Below are 18049 nucleotides of genomic sequence, written 5' to 3'. Positions count from 1 at the left end.
CACTATCTCAAGCGCGTGAAGATCCCCGAGCAGGCGCTGAAATACCCGGGCCAGCTCTCGGGCGGCCAGCAGCAGCGCGTCGCGATCGCGCGCTCGCTCTGCATGAGCCCGAAGATCATGCTGTTCGACGAGCCGACCTCGGCGCTCGATCCCGAGATGGTCAAGGAGGTGCTCGACACCATGGTGAGCCTGGCCGAGGAGGGCATGACCATGCTCTGCGTCACCCACGAAATGGGCTTTGCCCGCCAGGTCGCCGACCGCGTCATCTTCATGGATGCCGGCCAGGTCGTCGAGATGAACGAGCCCAACGCGTTCTTCAAGAACCCGCAGCACGAACGCACCAAGCTCTTCCTGTCGCAGATTCTCCATTGAGGGCGCGCAGCCTTGCATCCACCGGAGGCCCGGCGCGTTCGAACGCGCCTCGCCATGGGGCGCGGCCGGTGTAATCTGCCGGCCCCCTGCCGAGGTGCCATGACTTGAATCACCGCCAGCTTGAGACGTTTGCCGCCGTGATGAAGTCCGGCACCGTCTCGCGCGCAGCCGAGTTGCTCGGCATCACGCAGCCGGCGGTCAGCCGCACCATCGCCGAACTGGAGCGCTCGGTCGGCTTCCTGCTGTTCGACCGGGTGCGCAACCGCATCATCCCGACGCCCGAGGCCAAGCTGTTCTATGCGCAGGTCGAGGCCTCGTTTCGCGGCATGGACACGCTGAGGGCCACGGCAGCCCGCATCCGCGACCATGGCTCGGGACAATTGCGGATCGGCTCGCTCTCGGCGCTCGGCTCGTCGCTGGTGCCCCGCGCCGTCCGGCGCTTCCGCGAGGGCCATCCCGATATCGGCGTCACCCTGATGGTGCTGCCCTCGCGCGACGTGCGCGACGGCGTCGTCTCCGGCCAGTTCGATATCGGGCTCGCCGCCGACGAGATCGATGTCAGCGGCGTGCTGCACCAGCCCTTCGTCTCGCCGCGCGTGCTCTGCGCGATCCCGCGCGAGCATCCGCTGGCCGAGCGCGACCTGATCACGCCGCATGACCTGCACCGCCAGCCCTTCGTCGCCTATGTGCCGGAGGACCGGACCCGCCAGCGGCTCGACCTGGTCTTTCACCAGGCCGAAGTCAGCCCGCATGTCGTGGTCGAGACGATCTATGCCGCGACCGTCTGTGCGCTCGTCGCCGAAGGGGTCGGCATCGGCCTGGTCAGCCCCTATGCGGTCGCCGGCGCCGATATGAGCCGGATCGTGCTGAAGCCGTTCGAGCCGGCAGTGCACAGCAAGAGCCTGCTGATCCTGCCGCTCGACCGGCCGAAATCGCAGCTGGTGCGCGATTTCATCGACTGCCTGCTCGCCTCGCGCTAGTTCGCCGTGCGTCCGTTCGGACGCAAGATGGGCGATCTAGCCCATTGTTTAAGCGTCGGATTTTCCGAAAACCGGATTCCACTTTTCGGTCCGATGCTCTGGGTCGCATCGAGCATGCTCTGAACGACGTGACCTGAGCCTGGGAGACATGAGGCCGGGATTGCGGCATCAAGCCGGTCAATCGCCTGCCTGAACCCGATAGGGATGAGAGATCACCGGATGCCTGCGATACCATTGCCCTTCGTGGTGGCGCTGTTGCTGACGATCCTGCTCATCCGGGTCTTCCTTCAGGACAGGACCCTCCTCAAACCGGTCACTCTCTTCATCGGCACCTGCATTCTGCTGGTGGTCACGGTCGGCTTGCGCTGGACGATCGATGCCCCCTGGGTCCGGTTCCTGCAGCCCGTCATGGCGGCATTGCTGCCGCCCATCGCCTGGCTCTGCTTTGCAAGGCTGCGGCAGCCTCCCGCACTGCGATCCTGGCCGCATGTTCTGGCTCCGGTCGCGATCCTCATTCTGTCCTGCCTGTGGCAGCGCTGGCAGGCGCCGATCGACCTCATTCTCGCCCTGCTCTTTTTCGGCTATGGCGCGGCCCTGGTTCGCCACGGCCATGCCGGGCCCGATCAGTTCGAGAGCGTGCGTCTCTCCGATGCCCAGGGCGCGCGCAGGGCGGTTTCCGTCATAGGCCTGCTCCTGATCTGCTCAGGGATCATCGATCTTCTGATCGCCGCGGATTTCGGGTCCCATCAGGGCAGCCACGCGGCCGTGATCGTGGCAGTCGGCAACCTCCTCCTCCTTCCCGTCATCGCCTATGCGATCGCGGTGATCGGCCGCAGCGTCCCGGACGACGAGCCCCTCGATCGATCCGGCCGGGCCCGCACCGTGGAGCCCGAGCATCAGCCGAACGAGGCGGCGTCGGCCTCCCCGACGGAGGAGGACGTCGGGATCATGGCGATGGTCGAGACCGCGATGCGCCAGAAGACGATCTATCGCGATCCGGACCTGACCCTGAACCGCCTCGCGCGCCGCCTCGGGCTGCCTTCAAGGTCCGTGTCGAACGCGATCAACCGCACGCTTGGCCGCAATGTGCCGCAACTCGTCAATGAATATCGGGTTCGCGAAGCCATGCGCTTGCTCGGAGAAACCGACCTGCCAGTCACGGGGGTGATGTTCGAGTGCGGTTTCCAGACGAAATCGAATTTCAATCGGGAATTCGCGCGCGTGACCGGCACGACCCCGAGCGAGTATCGCCGCGCGGGCGGTGCGCCTGCCGGCGAGACCAGCGGTTCTACGGCCTGACCGGAATGGACCTGGCGAGAAAGCCGATCACGAGAAAGGCGATCTCGCGGTGGATCTCGTCGCGGCCGCGCGGTCCGTCATCCCTGCAGATCATGCCGCTGCCGGGCTCGACCTTTTCGATGAGGGCGACGGCATCCGGCTTGCAGAGCCCGACAAAAGCGAAATGCGTCGCGTCCGGAATGGTGACCGAGGTCGCGGACGGCTTCGGCAGATGCTCCGCGAGATAGCCGGATTCAAACTTCGCGGGTAACCCGTCGATATCGATCCCTGCGCCGATCACAAGCGCCGGCATGTCGAGGCTCGCCAGGCTTTCGGGCGTAAAGCCTCTTGCAAGGCCGAGGTCGAGGGACACGAACGCCTTGAGGCGCGGGTCGGCCAGGTTGCCTTCGAGTTCGCGCTTGTCCAGGCCGAGCTCACCCCTGAGGACACAGACACGCGGGCTGGTATTGGCCTTGCAATCGGTCTCGAACCGTTTCGTGTCGAAGCGTGCCCCGGCCAGCTCCGCAACCGTCCAGCCTCCCAGGGAGTGGCCGATCGCGGCGACCCGGCTGATATCGACCTTGCCCGCGAGCGTTGAATCGCGCTCCACGGCGTCGATGACCCGGCTCAGATCACGCGGGCGCTCCCACAGCATCGCCGCCTGCGCGGGCGGCATGTCGAATGTCGTCGTGCCCGGATGGTCCGGAGCCGCGACGATGCTGCCGCGTGCGGCCAGCTCCGCAGCAAGCCAGGCGAGATTGCGCCAGCTCCCGCCATAGCCATGCGACAGGACGACAAGCGGCAGATGACCCGAGAGCGGCGCGGCACCGCGAATGACGGGAACCCCATGGAAGGCGGGATTGTCTCCGACGATCTCGGTCCTGGCCTCCTGTTTCGTCGGATACCAGAGGCTGACCTGAAGCGGCCGCTTTCCCGCCATGTCGAGCGTCGTCTGCCGGAACCCAATGGCGTCGGCGGAATGGGCAAGGACCGTGGTCAGCAGCCATGCCCCGGCCATCAGGAGTGAGCGTTGAAGGAGTGAGCGTTGAGACATGGCAGCCCTCGTTGGAATGAGTGGCCTTCATGATTCACAATCGGCTCCCCGGAGACCTCGAACGCGATCGAGAACGCCGCTTTCCGCCAGGTTCCGGCTTCGCCCCGCCTCTCGCCTGCGCGCGGAGCAACGAGGACAGCGGGCGCGCTCGCGGATACGGCCCGGCTGGAATGGACCAGCAGGTATAAGATTTAGGCATCAAGCTATTTCCCCAGCCTGATTGTCGCGAACCGACCCGCCGCTATCGTGCCTCGCAGCAGGCTTGGCCTGCAGGGATGACCGGGGCCGCGCTGCAAACGGCCGCAGAGCGTGGCGCAGCCTCAGCCAATGACAGGGGATTTACCGATGAGCTTTCTTTCCCGGCGCCTGGCGCTCGGTGTCGCCGCCCTCGGACTGGCTGCGTTGAGCGGCTGGACCGCTCAGGCCCAGCAGCCGGATCTCAAGACCCTCTCGGGCAAGACCATCACCATCGGCATCCATAACCGCTCACCCTGGGGCTATCGTGACAAGGACGGCAATGTCGTCGGCTATCACCCCGACCTCGTGCGCGCCGCGCTTGCCCCGCTCGGCGTCAAGGCGATCGAGTTCACCGTTGCCGATTTCGGCGCGCTGATCCCCGGCCTGCTCGCCAGCCGCTTCGACATCATCGCGTCGGGCGTCGCGATCACCCCGGCGCGCTGCCAGCAGGTGCTGTTCAGCGAGCCCGACCTCTCGGCCGGCGACGGCCTGCTCGTGCTCAAGGGCAACCCGCTCAAGCTGCACAGCTACGAGGACATCGTGAAGAACCCGAACGTCAAGCTCGGCGGCGGGCGCGGCACGGAGAATGCGAAGAACGCGTTGGCCGCCGGCGTCCCCGAAGACCGGCTGCTGCTCTTTCCGAACAACGAGGCCGTGGTCAGCGCCATGCTGGCCGGGCGCGTCGATGCCGCCACCCTGTCGGCGCCGAGCGTCGCCGGGCTGATGGAGGCCGGTGGCATGAACGCCATCGAGCGCGCCCTGCCCTTCAAGGGCTACGTCAAGCCGGGCGGGCAGGAATACACGATGGCGACCGCCGTCGTCTTCGCGCCGAAGGACAAGGACCTGCAGGCCCTCTACAACGCCCGGCTCGCCACGCTGAAGACCGACGGGACGCTGAAGGCGATCATGGCGAAATACGGCTTCACCGATGCCGAGATGCCGCCGGAGGCCTCGACCGCCGATCTCTGCGCGGCAAAGCCGTGAGCGCCGGCACGAAAGCGTTGGCCCGATCATGAGCTTCGCCGACGTCCTTGCCGGGATCTACCAGGGCTTTGGCGTCACCGCCTCGGTGACGCTGCTCGGCATGGCCTATGCCGTGCCCTTCGCCTTCATCGCCGGCGTGCTGCAGTTCAGCACGCGCGGCTGGCCCCATGCCGCCGTCACCGCGGTGATCGAGTTCTGGCGCTCGTCGCCGGTGATCATTCTGCTCTACGCGTTCTACTACACGCTGCCGGGCTTCGGCATCCGGCTTTCCGGCCTCGCGGTCGGGGGGCTGGTGCTCGGCCTCAATATCGGCGGCTATGGCAGTCAGGCGGTGCGCGCCGCCCTGCAGTCGCTCGACCGCGGCCAGGCCGAGGCCGGACGCTCGCTCGGCTTCCGGCGCTGGCAGATCCTGCTCTTGATCGAGCTGCCGCAGGCGCTGCTGGCGATGATGCCGACCTTCGTCAACCAGTTCATCCAGCTGGTGAAGAGCACGGCGCTGGTCTCGCTGATCACGCTCAGCGACATGACCTTCCGGGCCAAGGAAATCTCGCAGCTCCATTACGACCCGGTGAAGGTCTATACCGGCCTTCTCGTCGCCTATTTCGTGCTCTGCTATCCCGCGACGATCGTCGGGCGCTGGCTCGAGCGCAAGGTCGGCGCCGGGCGGAAATTCGCCCATGACGTTTGATCCCGCCTTCGCCCTCTCGATCGTGCCGCCGATCGCGCGTGCGCTGATCACGACGCTCGCGGTCACGGTGCTGAGCTGCGTGTTTGCCGCCCTGCTCGGCTTCGGGCTGGAAATCACCCGCCGCTCCAGCAAACCGATGCGCTACGCGATGCGCTTCGTCATCGACTTCATCCGCTCCACGCCGGTGCTGGTGCAGCTCTACTTCCTCTACTATGTGCTGCCGGTCTACGGCATCAAGCTGCCGGCGCTGGTCGTCGGCGTCGCCGCGCTCAGCCTGTATTACTGCGGCTATCTCGCCGAGGTGTTCAAGGCCGGGATCGACGGGATTCCCAAGGGGCAGTTCGAGGCCGCCAAGGCGCTCGGGCTCAACCGGCTGAAGACCGTGCTGCTGGTGATCGCGCCCCAGATGCTGCGCAACATCGCCGCGCCGATGGGCAATTACTTCATCTCGATCTTTAAATCGACGCCCTATCTCGCGGTCATCGCCGTGCCGGAATCCTTCGGTTCGGCCCTCGACATCGCGTCCGACACCTTCCGCTACGGCGAACCGATGGCTGTCGTCGGCGCGCTCTTCCTCGCTATCGCCGTCACGCTCTCCTTCCTCATCCGCAAATTCGAGGCGCGTCTCGCGCTCTCGGCCCAGCGCTGAGTTCCGTCCAGGCCAAGAATCCTGCCCGAGCATTGAATCCTGGCCGGGCGCTGAATCCTGCCCGGGCATCGCCGCAACCCGCATCATCCGAGACCGATCATGGACCAGGCCTTTCTCGACCAGCTCACGCAATGGCGCCGCCAGCTGCATGCGCAGCCCGAACTGTCCGAGCACGAGCATGCCACGTCCCGCTTCGTGCTGGAGAAACTCACCGAACTGGGCATTCCCTTCGTCGCGGGCGTCGGCGGCACCGGTGTCGTCGCGACATTGTCCCGGCCGGGCTCGAACCGGACCGTCGGCTTACGCGCCGATATGGATGCGCTGCCGATCCAGGAGCTGAGCACGGCGCCCTACGCCTCGCAGGTTCCGGGCGCGATGCATGCCTGCGGCCATGACGGCCATACGGTCGCCCTGCTCGGCACGGCCGCTATGCTTGCCGCCGACGAAAGCTGGAAGGGCCAGGTCCAGTTCATCTTCCAGCCGGCCGAGGAAAACGGCGTCGGCGCCAAGGCGATGATCCAGGACGGGCTGTTCGAACGCTTTCCGATGGAGCGCGTCTTCTCCTTCCATAACTGGCCGGGGCTCGAGGCCGGCACCATTGCGGTGCATGACGGGCCGGTCATGGCGGCAGGCGGGCGCTGGAGCGTCACCCTGCACGGGCTTGCCGGCCATGCCGCGATCCCGCACCAGACCCGCGACCCGATCGTCGCCGCCGGGCACCTGATCGTCGCGCTCCAGACCATCGTCGCGCGCAATGTCGATCCGGTCGACGCGGTCGTGCTCTCGATCGGCCAGATCAGCGGCGGCGTCGTCAGCAACCAGATCCCGGAAAGCGTGACGCTGCTCGGCACCTTGCGGACCTACCGGCCCGAGGTGCGCGAGGCGGTGATCAAGCGGATGGAGAGCATCATCGCCGGCATCTGCGAGGCCTATGGCATGCAGGCCGATGTCGAGATCCTGTCGACCGGCAGGCCGATCATCAACACTCCGGCGGAAGCCGCGCTCTCGGTGCAGGCGGGACAGGCGATCGGGGCGCCGGTCCGGCGCGACGTGCGGCCGAGCACCACCGGCGACGATTTCTCCTTCCTGATCAAGGAGCGGCCGGGCGCCTATGTCTGGATCGGCAACGGCCCGGCCGGTCCGGAGGGCGAGCTCCACAATGCCCGCTACGATTTCAACGACGCGATCCTGCCGGTCTGCGTCGGCTGGATGAGCGAGGTCGCCAGGCGCGCGCTCGCGGATGCCGCGTGAGCCAGAAGGGTTACCGAGCGCCTTGTCCCTCACCGGCGGCACCGAGGCCGTGTCGCCGGGGGATTTGCGCGCCGTGGGCACAGCGTCGACCGCGCGCAAGAGCCTTCGTCAGAAGCTGACCCTGAGCTGAGCGGAGCCTCCCAGCCGACGGCTGTTTCCCGAGAGTTCGCCATCGAGATTGAGGCCGAGCGAGACGCGCTCGCTGATCCTGGCGGTGATGCCGGCCGCGACGAGGGCGCTGTTGCGCTCGGCCTGCGCGCCTGTGGCGGCGAAGCTCGCGCCCGGCAAGCCCAGCAGGCTCGCGGTCAGATCGGCATCGCGCTGAAAATAATGCGCCCAGGCCGCGCGGATATAGCCCGTCACCGGAACCCCGCCAAGGACCGTGTCGGCATCGAGCTGCACGCCAGCTTCGCTGCGGCTCGTGACATCGTTGCGCTTGCCTAGTGCCAGCGCGCCGGCATTGGCGCCGGCCCAGTTCCCCTCGATGACGGCCGGGCTGTGTGCCCGTGTCGCCTGGAGGGCCGCCAGCGGCGACAGTGAGAATCCGTTCCAGCTCAGCACGCTGGCACTCGCCTGCAGGCGCCCGCTCCAGGCGGTGGTCGCGTAGGAGGAGGACAGGGCACTGCCGAGCGCGGGGATGCTGCGGCTGACGTCATTGTCGAGCCGGGCATAGCTTGCGGCAGCGCCGAGCTTGACCAGGCCGAGCTGAGTCACGCCGTAGAGACCGGCCTGGAAGACATCCGCATCGATATTACCGAGCAGGCCCGGTAGCGAGGCGCGCGACCTGCCGCCGGAGACCGCAAGACCGGCGACGGTGCCCGGCATCGGCCGGATATCGATACCTGTCGCCAGATGGGCGTCGTCGACCTGCCGGCGCGCCGAGCCGGCGGCGGCGCTGCCGTCCGTGCGGCCATAGGAGCCGAAGCCTGCGCCCCAGACGGAATAGAGCGGCATGTCCAGCCGCGACGGGGCCGCCGAAACGTCGGCGCCCTTGCGGTTGAGCCCGGAGAACATGGCGGTACCGGGCCCGGCTGCGCCTGCGTTGGCGAGCCGCCCGGCAGCCGTGGGGTCGAGCATGGCACGCAGGAACTGGTCGGAGGCGACATTCGCCATGGCCGAAGGCGCCGTATGGATTTCGCCGGACAGGCTGTTGACCGCGGCGGGGATGGCGGCGGCGGTCTGGTTGTATACCCCGAACAGCGAGGACGGGTTGGCGCCATTGGCGACCGCGCCATCGATGGCGGACGCGATCGCGAAGGCGTTAGTCGGGGCCGCGATGCCGAGCCGCGAGGGCCCTGCCGGAGGCGCGACGATCGGAGCCAGCGGATTGGGGGTCAGGGTGAACCGGACGTCGTTGGCGGTGTAGCTCACGGCCGTGGTGACGCCGTCGCCGAAGCTGCCGGTGGTATCGACCGGGCTGAAGCTGCCGGTCCGGCCGCCCGCCGCCGAGAGCAGCGTGTAGGGGCTGTCGAAGCTATAGGCGCCGCCGAGCGGCACGATCCTGAGCGTGCCGGCGAGCGCAGCCGTGCCGGTGACGCTGATGCGGTCGGCGACCGCACCCTGCACCTCGGCGATATAGGTCGAGCCGGGATTGAACGTCAGATCGCCGTTGACCGTCAGCGTCCCCGGCGAGTTGCCGGGAGACAGCGTGCCGCTGACCTGCGTCGTCGGCAGCTGGCCCGAGCCGCCGAGCAACGCGCCGGCTGCAATGGTCACGCTGGAGGATGCCGCGATCGAGCCGTTCACGATGAGCGAGCCGCCGGTCACGGTCGTCGCGCCGGTATAGCCGTTGCTGCCGGTGACAGTCGTTCTGCCCGACAGCACGGTCACTGAGGCGGTGCCCCCGAGAGCGCTGATGGAGCCGCCCGAAGATGAGACCGCCCCGGTCAGGGCGCCATTGGTCAAGGTGCCGCCGGCGAGCGTGACGCTGTTGATCATCTGGGCGAAGCCGCCGAGATCGAGCGTGCCGCCGGCGTTGATCGTCGTGGCGCTCGTGGCGCTGAAGGCGCCCGCCCTGCCAGCCAGCAAGGTGCCGCCGTTCACGGTTGTCGTACCGCCGATGCTGATCGTGCCGACCACGTTCAGCACGCCGCCGCCATCCTTGGTGAGCCCGTTGACGCCCGTGACGAGGCCGAACAAGGTGAGCGTCGTGCCGGCTTCCGGCGAGAGGGTGCCTCCGCCGGTTCCGAGGAAGATGAGCCGCGCCGTCGAGACATCGGCGGTGGTCGCCAGCGTCCCCCCTGCGAGGCTCAGCGGGCTTGCAGGAGTCCCCAAAGCCCCGTCGGACGCAATCGAGAGGGTTCCACCGGAGACAGTCCAGGGTGTCGCCTCGGTCGTCGTGCCCGTCAGCGTCCAGGTGCCGGGGCCCGTCTTGGAGAAGGATTCGAAGCTCCGGAACTGAGCGCTCGCTCCGACCGTCGACATGTCGAATGTCGTGGCGGTGCTGGTGCCCCCCAGGATCAGAGTGTCGTTTCCGCTGCCGCCCTGGACAGTACCGCTGATCGCGGAGGCGGGCCCCTGAAGCTCCAGGCTGTTGGTGCCACCGGACAAGGTGATGGCGTTGGCCTGTACGCCGCTGCCGCCCGTGCCGCCGGTGACCGAGCCAGCAGACGTAATAATGAGCCGCGCGTTGGAGCCTGTGATGCCGATCCCGCCGGCACCACCGGTTGCGGCGGGGGTACCAGTGCCCAATGTCCCACCGTTCCCGCCGATCACCGAACCGCTAACGGTCAATTCATTGCCCGAACCGAGGACGACGCCAATTCCGCCGTCCCCCGCGACGCCGCCGGCACCGCTCGCCAGGCTGCCGCCCTTCCCTCCTCTGGCCGTTCCACTGAGCGTGACCTGGCTCGCGGCGCCAGTGAACTGGATTCCGATGCCTCCGCTGCCACCGCTTCCTTTGCCAGAACTGCCGGTGCCGCCGTCGCCGCCATTGCCACCTGCACTGTTGCCAAGGACGCCTGTCAGTCCGTTGCCTGTGACGACGGCACCGAAGCCACCTGCTCCACCGCCACCGCCGCCGCCGGTCGAGTCACCGCCTCTTCCCCCTTTGCCGCCAGTCGTGTCGGCCGCAGGAAGCACGCCGCCGACATAGCCATGAGCACCGCCCCCGCCACCGCCTGCGCCAAACGTCCCCCCATTTGAGCCATTTCCGCCATCCGCTCCCGGCGCCGCTCCTCCAGCGCCGCCAGCTCCGGTGAGATTCGAGGCGCCCTTGCCTCCTGCCCCACCTGTCGTGCCGGCACCGCCGCCTGCGCCGCCACCACCGCTCACGGTTCCCGTGCCGGCGACGCTGCTGCCGCCACCTGCAGTTCCGGCCCCCGTCGGATTATCCGTGCCGCCCGCGCCGCCGGTTCCGGCGGTCCCGTTGCCGCCCGCGCCGCCCCCCGCCAGAGCCGGGCTGGCCGCCAGCAGGGTCAAAAGCGCCGCTCCGGAGAGGAGGACGGAGACCCGCTGTGGCCAATTATGGTAGGCGCACTCCTTCCGCTTGCCTGCGGCGGAAAGGTGCGGGGTCGGCATAGGCATCGGCATATCCTCAGTCTCCGCGTCCCGTACGGGCGCCCAAACGGCAGCGTCGATCAGAAATCGCGGGAACCGCCTGTCCCGGCGGTAGCAATGATGAAGTGGACACGCGCGCCCCGGCCATCTTTGCCACGCACGCGAATCTCCATCCCTCGACGGGTAGGAAACTTACCCAACGTCATCAAGCCGGGATGGTCGCATCGCTGAACGCCCGGCTCGGCTGTGGCATCGGCGCAACCTGCCACCGGCCGAACGCGGAGACGACAACGCGAATGCGGGAAGAGGGCGGGGACTTGGGCAGAGGCGGCGCTGACCCAGACTGGACGAACCATAAGCGGCCGGCATGATCTCATGCCTCCAGGCTGATTGTCGCGCCTTGCCGAGCGCCTACAGCTTGTCCCTCGAAAGGGATCAAGCCATGCACGACCTCACCCGCTGCGTTCACCACCCGGCCGTCAACGAGGAGGGCTATGCCAGCCTCGCCGTGCCGACGCATCGCGCCTCGACCATCGTCTACAAGGATGCCGCGAGCTTCGCCGCCCGCAAATATCGCGGCTTCGACGGCTATACCTACGGGCTGCACGGCACGCCGACGACGCGCACGCTGGAAGCGCAGCTCACCGCGCTGCATGGCGGGGTGCGCACCGTGCTGGTGCCTTCGGGTCAGGCTGCGGTCACCATCGTCATGCTCTCGGTGCTCATGCCCGGCGACAAGGTGCTGATCCCCGACCATGTCTACCCGCCGGTGCGCAGCTTCTGCGAGGAATACCTGAAGCCGCGCGGCATCGACTACGGCGTCTACGACCCGCTGATCGGCGCCGGCATCGCCGCCCTGATCGACGACGCCACCAGGCTGGTCTGGGTCGAGTCGCCCGGCTCCGGCACGATGGAGGTCCAGGACGTTCCCGCCATCGTCAAGGCGGCCAAGGCCAAGGGCGTGCTCGTCGGCTGCGACAACACCTGGGCGACGCCGCTGCTCTTCAAGCCGCTGGCCCATGGCGCCGATTTCGCCTGCGAGGCGCTGACCAAATATGTCGGCGGCCATTCCGACCTGCTGCTCGGCTCCGTCACCGTCTCCGACATGGCGCTGCGCGAGAAGATGAAGGAGACGCTGCGCGCCTTCGGCGTCGGCGTCTCGCCGGATGAATGCCAGCTCGCGCTGCGCGGCATCGAGACCATGGGCCTGCGGCTCGCCCATATCGGCAAGATCTCGGAGGATTTCGCCCGGCGGCTGACGCATTCGCCGGCGGTCGAGACGGTGCTGCACCCGGCCCTGCCCTCCTGCCCCGGCCATGCCTTCTGGAAGCGCGACATGGGCCGTTCATCGGGCGTCTTCAGCGTCGTCCTCAAACCCGTTGCCGAGGCGGATCTCGAAGCGGCGCTGACCGCGCTCAAGATTTTCGCGATCGGCGCCTCCTGGGGCGGCACGCGCAGCCTGATCGCGCCGATGGCGGTCAAGGGTGACCGTACCGTCAGCCCCTGGACGGCGGAGGGCACCGTGCTGCGCATCAGCATCGGCATCGAGGATCCCGACGACCTCTGGAACGACCTCGACGCGCTGCTCGTCGCGCTCGAACGCGGGCCGGCCGCCAGGGTCGCCTGAGACAAAAGTTCCGGACCGAAGACCGACGCGGCGGGAGCAGGCTTCCGCCGCCAGGGAGAACTTTGCCCAGAACCAGCCAGCACAAAGAACAGCAAGAAGAACAGCAAGAACAAACAAACAGAGAGGGAAGCTTCAATGACACGCCCATTCATCCGGCTTGCGGCCGCCGCCCTGGTCGCGACCTGTGCTGCGGCCTCCGCCCAGGCGGCGGACACGCTCAAGACCATTCGCGATCGCGGCAGGATCATCTGCGGCACGAGCAACGGCGTTCCCGGCTTCTCGACGCAGGATGCAGCCGGGCGCTGGCAGGGTTTCGATATCGACATCTGTCGCGCGCTCGCCGTGGCGGTCTTCGACGATTCCGAGAAGGCCGGCTTCGTGCCGTTGAGTTCGAAGGACCGCCTGATCGCGCTCCAGGCCGGCGAGATCGACGTCCTGCCGCGCACCACGACCTGGACGCTCGCGCGCAATTCCGGCCAGGGCGTCACCTTCACGGCTGTGAATTATTATGACGGCCAGGGCTTCCTGGTCCACAAGAGCCTGGGCGTGACCAGCGCGACCAAGCTCGACGGCGCCTCGATCTGCGTGGCGCAGGGCACGACCAGCGAGCTCAACCTCGCCGACTTCTTCCGGCGCACCGGGATGAAATACGAGGTCGCCGCCTTCGGCACCCCCGAAGAGGCGCTGAAGGCCTATGAATCCGGACGCTGCGACGCCTACACCACCGATGTCTCGGCGCTCTCGGCCAATCTCCTCAAGTTCCGCAATCCCGACGAGCATGCCGTGCTGCCGGAAATCATCTCGAAGGAGCCGCTCGGTCCCTGGGTGCGCAGCGGCGACGATGCCTGGTTCAACCTGGTGCGCTGGACGCTGTTTGCCCTGATCAACGCCGAAGAGCTCGGCGTCACCAAGGCCAATGCCAGGGAGCTCGCCGCGAACGCGACCAATCCCGAGATCCGGCGCTTCCTCGGCCGCGACGGCAAATATGGCGAGGCGCTCGGCGTCAGCAACGACTGGGTGGTGCGCGTCGTCTCGGCCGTCGGCAATTACGGCGAGAGTTTCGAGCGCCATCTCGGCCTGAACTCGCCGATGAAGCTGCAGCGCGGGCCCAATGCGCTCTGGACCAAGGGCGGCCTGCAATACAGCCCGCCCTTCCGCTGAGCGCAGGCGTCACGCCGCCCGCAGCGGCGTGATGATAAGCCAATCACACGGCGCAAAGAGCGAGCCGCCTCGGACCTGCGCCGGCAGACGAGGCGGTCCTGCCGCTTGCGCGCCTGACCCTCTGCGACAGCGCGCGGAATGGGGTTCAGCGCGGCAACTGCTCGGCCAGCTCTTCGAGATTTGTGACCCTGCGGCCAAACCAATGCCGAATGGTCTCCCTGCTGGTCGACAGTTCGATCCCGTCCGGATCGAGGCCGCTGACGCGCCACTGGCCGGGGCCGTTTCCCGCAAGCGCAACGAGAGCGGCGAGGTCGGCGGCCGAGCCGTTCAGGCGATCGATCTCGTCTGCGGCGCGCGACATCAATGCTTCCGCCCCGGAAAGCTCCGTCTTCAAGGCGGCTGCCGTCACTTCATTGGCGTTCTGGGCCGGGCCGCCATTGATCTGCAGGGCCTCGACCTCGACGCGGTAGAGGCAGGCATCGGGCAAATCGAGATAGAGCTTCGATTTGGGGTAGCTGGCGCATAGGCCTGGACGAACGCCCCGATCGCGCCGCATGTGACGACCGGCCGACCGGGAGAGATCGACATTCAGCTGGCGGGCCATGAAGCTGCCATGCTGGCCGCCGGTGCCGGCAACCGGTATTCCCGGCGCTTCGGATATCCGCCGCCGCACAAGCCAAGGGAAACAGGCAATGGTCAGCATTCTCGGGGTTTCAGGGAGCCTGCGACGCGGCTCGTACAACAGCGCCTTGCTGCGGGCGGCCCGGGCGTCGATGCCTGACGGGGCGGAGCTGGTCGAGGGCACCATTGCCGGTATCCCGCTCTACAACGCCGATGACGAGGCCGAGACCGGCATTCCGCCCGCCGTTCAGGTCCTGAAGCGGCAACTCGCCCAGGCTGACGGGCTGATCCTGTTCACGCCGGAATACAACAACTCGATCCCCGGCGTGCTGAAGAACGCGATCGACTGGCTATCGCGCCCGGCGAGCGATATCGGCCCGCTCTTTGGTGGCCGCCCCGTCGCGTTTCTGGGAGCCTCGATGGGTGGTTTCGGCACCGTGCTCGCGCAGGAGGCCTGGCTGCCGGTGCTGCGGACGCTCGGCACCCGTCCCTGGTTCGAGGGGCGCATGCTGGTCTCGCGCGCGCAGAATCTGTTCGATGAAGCGGGTGAACTGAGCGACCCCGCCACCCGGGATCGCTTGCGCGGATTTCTGGCCGGCTTTTCTACCTTCGTGGCGTCACAGGCTGGCTGAACGCCCCCGGCGGCGGCCCCCGCGCGGGACCGTCACGCATCCCGAGCCTACAGGCAATCCAGCCGGGTGATAATCACCCCTGTCCTGGCGATCTCGAAACTGCGCCCGTCGACATAGTTCACCAGGGCGCCGGTATCGAGCGTATAGGAGGTGCTGCTCAGGCCCGGGTAAAGACGCCAGACAATCACCGTGTAGCGGTTGCCGTCACCGTCCTCGCAGGGCTCGCGATAGAGTTCGGTCGGCATGGCCGCGATCGAGCGCGGGCGTGCCGGCAGGATCGCCTTGCGACCGAAAGACCAGCTGGGCCGCCATCTCGGATGATACGCTTTCGGCAGAACACCCATCTTCGACACCGCAACGCAACGATCTGGATCAACGGAACAACCTGGATTCAACGATTGGGCGGCGCGCATGTTCCCTGCCCTTTCGGCCCTCTCGCTGCCACGGCACCGGCCTTCCCGGGAGCCAATCCAGGTGGTTGCCTGGGAAGCCCCCTTGCAGCATCCCCAGCGAAGCCGGAATGGCGCCCCGCGCTCTCGGACGAGCCGCGCCCCGTGCTGTTCCGGCAGGCAATTTCGAAGGGTTGCCAGGAAGGGATCGATGGCTGCACACTGCCCTCGTTTTGGGGATGCAGCCACGCCGGAGGCCTCGCCTATGCCCGAGATTCCTGTCTTGCTCGCCATCCGGACCGATCGCGAGTTCCGCTTGATCTGCGAGCGGATCGGACAGCTTGAAAGCAAGCCACCAAGCCCGATCAGAACGATAGAATTGCGCAGGCTCAAGGCAGCCGTGCTGCGCTATGGGCCGCCTGCCTCGCAGCAGCACTGACGGGCTGGCGCGTCCGGGGAACGCGCTGGTGCGATCCAGTTTCGCAGTGGCGCTTCAGACCCGCCTGGCTGCGGCCTTGGGCTTGATGAAGACCGAGGTCACGGCGGGTTCGGTCGCCCGGATTTGTCTTTCGATCCGTTCGACGCTCGCCTCGATCCCGCTCGTGGTCAGATCATCCTCGAACTCGAGGCTCAGCGCGACAACGATCTCGTTGGGACCGAGATGGACCGTCGTCATGCCATTGACCGTCCTGACCTCTTCGTCGGCACGGACGATCTCCAGGATGGCGCGCTGAACCTCCGGAATGGCGGCCTCGCCGAGCAGCAGCGCCTTGCTTTCACGGGCGAGAAAGATGGCGGTGGTTCCCAGAACGGCGGCGATGCCGAGCGAGGCGACGCCATCCAGGATCGGCTGATCGAACCATGCGGCCGCCGTGATGCCGACGAATGCGATGGCAAGGCCGATCAAGGCCGCGGAATCCTCGAAGAGAACGGAGAAGACGGTCGGATCCTTGCTCTGACGGACAGCGTCGAGGTAGCCGAGCCTGCCTTTGGTCTTGCGGAATTCCTTGAGTGCGACGCGCCAGGTATAGCCCTCGAAGACGAGCGACAGCCCGAGCACGACGTAGTTCACCAGGAGATTTGTCGCGTGGTGGGGCTCGAGGATGTGAAGAACACCCTCGTAGAAGGACACGCCGGCCCCGACGGCAAAGACCATCAGGGCGACGATGAAGCTCCAGAAATAAAGTTCGCGACCGTGGCCGAGCTGATGCAAGGCGTCAGGCGGGCGCGCCGCGCGCCTCAGGCCATAGAGCAGGAGCAGGCCATTGCCGGTGTCGACCAGGGAATGAATGCCCTCGGACAGCATCGCCGAGCTGCCGGTATAGGCGGCCGCCCCGAACTTCGTCACGGCGATCAGCAGATTTCCAGCGAGGGCGGCGTAGATCACCCTGTGCGAGCCGGTATGCGCTGCCATGCCGGTGATTCCCGCCTGGTTCGGTCAGCGCCGCGAAGGGCTCGCCCGGCGCCGCCCTAATGGGTCAATGTACTCACTTCTTCCTGGGTCAGCGGCTGGCCATCGGCGGTGATCTGTTCCACCCGTCCTTCGAACAGGTCCTCTGCGACGGCCTCCAGGGCGTGTTCGATCGATGGATAATCCATCCAGTAGACAGTCTCGGCTTCGCCGGCATGTTTGTCACGCGCACGGAGCAGCACGCCGATCTCGACGCCGGCGTATTTTGCGATCACGTCGACGGGTCTCATGGGGCTCACTCCTCCGTTGCGTGTCGAAACGGAACTGCCGGGGTGAGGCGCTGGTTCCGTATCGCCCGGGAGCGGGGCGCAAGCGCGCAGCGTCGAAGGCCAGCCAGGGGACGGGAGCGGACGCCAGGCCGGTCCATGAGCGACGCCGCACTGGGACCTGCTCGCAGGGGCGGAGTCCCGGTGCCGCCGCCCACCCTTCCCCTTCCATACTCCCGCCATGTTTTGGGGGCGCAGTCCGTCCTGCGATGACGCCCGATCGGCGAATATCATGCTCCGTCCCGTGCCTCTGATCAGCCAACGATTTGCCAACGCGCTGGGGAGACCGCCATGCGTGCCGATGGCTCCAGCGGTGGTTCCGGCCGCGGACTTCCGAGCCCCCGAAATTGGCATTCCCGGCGGTGTGGTGCCGGATAGACAGCTTCATCAGCACGACCAGGGCAGGCCGAGGAGGATGCGCGATGCATGATCTCACCATAAACGGCCACTCCCTCGCGGTTGATGCCCCCGACGACATGCCGCTGCTCTGGGTGATCCGGGATATTCTCGGCATGACCGGAACCAAATTCGGGTGCGGCATCGCCCAATGTGGCGCCTGTACCGTTCATATCGACGGCGAGCCGACCCGCTCCTGCATCACGGCGATCAGCGATGCCGCGGGAAAGTCCGTTACGACGATCGAAGCGATCGGTGAGACGCCAGCCGGCAAGGCGATCCAGGCAGCCTGGTTGAACCTGGAAGTCGTGCAATGCGGCTACTGCCAATCCGGGCAGATCATGTCGGCGAGCGCGCTGCTTGCCGGCAATCCAAAGCCCACGGACGCCGATATCGACGCCGCCATGTCCGGCAATATCTGTCGCTGCGGCACCTATTTGCGCATTCGCGAAGCCATCAAACAGGCCGCGGCCATCGCCGGCGCGCGGTGAGGGC

The 18049-nt window shown here is 67.0% G+C and carries 18 protein-coding genes; 12 read left to right on the top strand and 6 right to left on the bottom strand.

The window, feature by feature from the left end:
* From AB4118_RS28730 to AB4118_RS28720, 3 genes are all read left to right on the top strand, one after another.
* A partial coding sequence (locus tag AB4118_RS28730) for an amino acid ABC transporter ATP-binding protein (protein ID WP_441492962.1) occupies positions 1–372 on the top strand: 372 nt, incomplete at its 5' end.
* A gap of 104 nt (positions 373–476) precedes the next feature.
* A complete protein-coding gene (locus AB4118_RS28725; RefSeq protein ID WP_441492961.1) occupies positions 477–1352 on the top strand; it encodes a LysR substrate-binding domain-containing protein in 876 nt (291 codons plus the stop codon).
* Positions 1353–1571: 219 nt separating this feature from the next.
* Positions 1572–2651 carry a helix-turn-helix domain-containing protein gene (locus AB4118_RS28720; protein ID WP_441492960.1) on the top strand — a complete coding sequence of 360 codons (1080 nt, stop codon included), beginning with the start codon at positions 1572–1574 and terminating at the stop codon, positions 2649–2651.
* Here AB4118_RS28720 and AB4118_RS28715 read toward each other — a convergent pair.
* Entirely contained in the window at positions 2641–3684 is a 1044-nt protein-coding gene (locus AB4118_RS28715; protein WP_441492959.1) for an alpha/beta hydrolase family protein, read from the bottom strand. The genes AB4118_RS28720 and AB4118_RS28715 overlap by 11 nt on opposite strands.
* 345 nt (positions 3685–4029) lie before the next feature.
* Between AB4118_RS28715 and ehuB the strand changes: the two genes are divergently transcribed.
* From ehuB to AB4118_RS28695, 4 genes are all read left to right on the top strand, one after another.
* Entirely contained in the window at positions 4030–4905 is an 876-nt protein-coding gene (ehuB, locus tag AB4118_RS28710; RefSeq protein WP_441492958.1) for an ectoine/hydroxyectoine ABC transporter substrate-binding protein EhuB, read from the top strand.
* Positions 4906–4933: 28 nt separating this feature from the next.
* The gene (locus AB4118_RS28705) at positions 4934–5593 is read left to right on the top strand and encodes an amino acid ABC transporter permease (protein ID WP_441492957.1); all 660 of its coding nucleotides are present in this window, start codon (positions 4934–4936) and stop codon (positions 5591–5593) included.
* Positions 5583–6242, top strand: coding sequence for an ectoine/hydroxyectoine ABC transporter permease subunit EhuD (ehuD, locus tag AB4118_RS28700; protein ID WP_441492956.1), 660 nt, complete (start codon positions 5583–5585; stop codon positions 6240–6242). The genes AB4118_RS28705 and ehuD overlap by 11 nt, the downstream gene beginning before the upstream one ends.
* 99 nt (positions 6243–6341) lie before the next feature.
* Complete coding sequence (locus tag AB4118_RS28695; protein ID WP_441492955.1) at positions 6342–7493, top strand: amidohydrolase; 1152 nt, start codon at positions 6342–6344, stop codon at positions 7491–7493.
* Between the two features lie 108 nt (positions 7494–7601).
* Here the strand turns inward: AB4118_RS28695 and AB4118_RS28690 are convergent, their stop codons facing one another.
* Positions 7602–11018 (bottom strand): autotransporter outer membrane beta-barrel domain-containing protein, encoded by a 3417-nt coding sequence (locus tag AB4118_RS28690; RefSeq protein ID WP_441492954.1) that lies wholly within the window; start codon positions 11016–11018, stop codon positions 7602–7604.
* A 415-nt stretch (positions 11019–11433) separates the two neighbouring features.
* Here AB4118_RS28690 and metC point away from each other — a divergent pair, with 415 nt between their 5' ends.
* Positions 11434–12618, top strand: coding sequence for a cystathionine beta-lyase (gene metC, locus AB4118_RS28685; RefSeq protein WP_441492953.1), 1185 nt, complete (start codon positions 11434–11436; stop codon positions 12616–12618).
* A gap of 135 nt (positions 12619–12753) precedes the next feature.
* A complete protein-coding gene (locus AB4118_RS28680; protein WP_441492952.1) occupies positions 12754–13779 on the top strand; it encodes an amino acid ABC transporter substrate-binding protein in 1026 nt (341 codons plus the stop codon).
* A 145-nt stretch (positions 13780–13924) separates the two neighbouring features.
* Here AB4118_RS28680 and AB4118_RS28675 read toward each other — a convergent pair whose 3' ends face one another.
* Positions 13925–14383, bottom strand: a complete 459-nt coding sequence (locus tag AB4118_RS28675) for a hypothetical protein (RefSeq protein WP_441492951.1) — start codon at positions 14381–14383, stop codon at positions 13925–13927.
* Between the two features lie 88 nt (positions 14384–14471).
* Between AB4118_RS28675 and AB4118_RS28670 the strand changes: the two genes are divergently transcribed.
* Positions 14472–15032: an NADPH-dependent FMN reductase gene (locus AB4118_RS28670; protein WP_441492950.1), complete on the top strand. Its 561-nt coding sequence runs from the start codon at positions 14472–14474 to the stop codon at positions 15030–15032.
* Between the two features lie 47 nt (positions 15033–15079).
* Here the strand turns inward: AB4118_RS28670 and AB4118_RS28665 are convergent, their stop codons facing one another.
* Entirely contained in the window at positions 15080–15277 is a 198-nt protein-coding gene (locus AB4118_RS28665; protein WP_441492949.1) for a hypothetical protein, read from the bottom strand.
* A 409-nt stretch (positions 15278–15686) separates the two neighbouring features.
* On the opposite strand from AB4118_RS28665, the gene AB4118_RS28660 reads away from it, so the two are divergent.
* Positions 15687–15860, top strand: coding sequence for a hypothetical protein (locus AB4118_RS28660; RefSeq protein ID WP_441492948.1), 174 nt, complete (start codon positions 15687–15689; stop codon positions 15858–15860).
* A gap of 54 nt (positions 15861–15914) precedes the next feature.
* Here AB4118_RS28660 and AB4118_RS28655 read toward each other — a convergent pair whose 3' ends face one another.
* Positions 15915–16835 carry a cation diffusion facilitator family transporter gene (locus AB4118_RS28655; protein WP_441492947.1) on the bottom strand — a complete coding sequence of 307 codons (921 nt, stop codon included), beginning with the start codon at positions 16833–16835 and terminating at the stop codon, positions 15915–15917.
* A 56-nt stretch (positions 16836–16891) separates the two neighbouring features.
* Positions 16892–17122, bottom strand: coding sequence for a hypothetical protein (locus AB4118_RS28650; protein ID WP_441492946.1), 231 nt, complete (start codon positions 17120–17122; stop codon positions 16892–16894).
* A gap of 458 nt (positions 17123–17580) precedes the next feature.
* Between AB4118_RS28650 and AB4118_RS28645 the strand changes: the two genes are divergently transcribed.
* Entirely contained in the window at positions 17581–18045 is a 465-nt protein-coding gene (locus tag AB4118_RS28645) for a (2Fe-2S)-binding protein (RefSeq protein ID WP_441492945.1), read from the top strand.
* The last annotated feature ends 4 nt before the right edge of the window (positions 18046–18049 follow it).

The sequence above is a fragment of the Allobosea sp. 2RAB26 genome, from assembly GCF_052115465.1.
Lineage (GTDB): Bacteria > Pseudomonadota > Alphaproteobacteria > Rhizobiales > Beijerinckiaceae > Allobosea.
Note: the sequence above shows the minus strand (reverse complement) of the source record. Positions and strands in the feature narration are given on the sequence as shown.

Bases quoted from the DNA above. Each gene is read 5' to 3' on its own strand.
- AB4118_RS28720 (WP_441492960.1), top strand. From the start codon at position 1,572: ATGCCTGCGATACCATTGCCCTTCGTGGTGGCGCTGTTGCTGACGATC.
- AB4118_RS28715 (WP_441492959.1), bottom strand. From the start codon at position 3,684: ATGTCTCAACGCTCACTCCTTCAACGCTCACTCCTGATGGCCGGGGCA.
- ehuB (WP_441492958.1), top strand. From the start codon at position 4,030: ATGAGCTTTCTTTCCCGGCGCCTGGCGCTCGGTGTCGCCGCCCTCGGA.
- AB4118_RS28705 (WP_441492957.1), top strand. From the start codon at position 4,934: ATGAGCTTCGCCGACGTCCTTGCCGGGATCTACCAGGGCTTTGGCGTC.
- ehuD (WP_441492956.1), top strand. From the start codon at position 5,583: ATGACGTTTGATCCCGCCTTCGCCCTCTCGATCGTGCCGCCGATCGCG.
- AB4118_RS28695 (WP_441492955.1), top strand. From the start codon at position 6,342: ATGGACCAGGCCTTTCTCGACCAGCTCACGCAATGGCGCCGCCAGCTG.
- AB4118_RS28690 (WP_441492954.1), bottom strand. From the start codon at position 11,018: ATGCCTATGCCGACCCCGCACCTTTCCGCCGCAGGCAAGCGGAAGGAG.
- metC (WP_441492953.1), top strand. From the start codon at position 11,434: ATGCACGACCTCACCCGCTGCGTTCACCACCCGGCCGTCAACGAGGAG.
- AB4118_RS28680 (WP_441492952.1), top strand. From the start codon at position 12,754: ATGACACGCCCATTCATCCGGCTTGCGGCCGCCGCCCTGGTCGCGACC.
- AB4118_RS28675 (WP_441492951.1), bottom strand. From the start codon at position 14,383: ATGGCCCGCCAGCTGAATGTCGATCTCTCCCGGTCGGCCGGTCGTCAC.
- AB4118_RS28670 (WP_441492950.1), top strand. From the start codon at position 14,472: ATGGTCAGCATTCTCGGGGTTTCAGGGAGCCTGCGACGCGGCTCGTAC.
- AB4118_RS28665 (WP_441492949.1), bottom strand. From the start codon at position 15,277: ATGCCGACCGAACTCTATCGCGAGCCCTGCGAGGACGGTGACGGCAAC.
- AB4118_RS28660 (WP_441492948.1), top strand. From the start codon at position 15,687: ATGCCCGAGATTCCTGTCTTGCTCGCCATCCGGACCGATCGCGAGTTC.
- AB4118_RS28655 (WP_441492947.1), bottom strand. From the start codon at position 16,835: ATGGCAGCGCATACCGGCTCGCACAGGGTGATCTACGCCGCCCTCGCT.
- AB4118_RS28650 (WP_441492946.1), bottom strand. From the start codon at position 17,122: ATGAGACCCGTCGACGTGATCGCAAAATACGCCGGCGTCGAGATCGGC.
- AB4118_RS28645 (WP_441492945.1), top strand. From the start codon at position 17,581: ATGCATGATCTCACCATAAACGGCCACTCCCTCGCGGTTGATGCCCCC.